Annotated in this window: 1 pseudogene; it reads right to left on the bottom strand. The window is 70.9% G+C overall.

Annotated features, from left to right (window positions below):
* Positions 1–237, bottom strand: a pseudogene (locus KVT44_RS57030) (hypothetical protein); the annotation flags it as partial.

Genomic DNA, 237 nt, shown 5'->3' with positions numbered 1-237 from the left:
GGGGTGATGGGGTGGGCTGGGGTGGTGGCGACGAGGCGGGCCTGCCAGCCCCAGTCCCCGGGGTCGTCACTGAGCGAGGTCGTGATGAACCCACGGTCGGAGCCGTGGAGGACGAAGCGGTCCACCTGGACGTGTCCGTCGGGAGAGGCGAACATGCCGTCGACGATCTGGTCCCAGTCGGCCTGCCGCAGGGGCTCGTAGGGATCGCTTACAGCCGTCCCGGCGGGTGCGCCATCG

The sequence above is a fragment of the Streptomyces sp. GbtcB7 genome, assembly GCF_019091445.1.
GTDB classification, from domain to species: domain Bacteria; phylum Actinomycetota; class Actinomycetes; order Streptomycetales; family Streptomycetaceae; genus Streptomyces; species Streptomyces mirabilis.
This window is presented reverse-complemented; position numbering and strand designations above follow the sequence as displayed.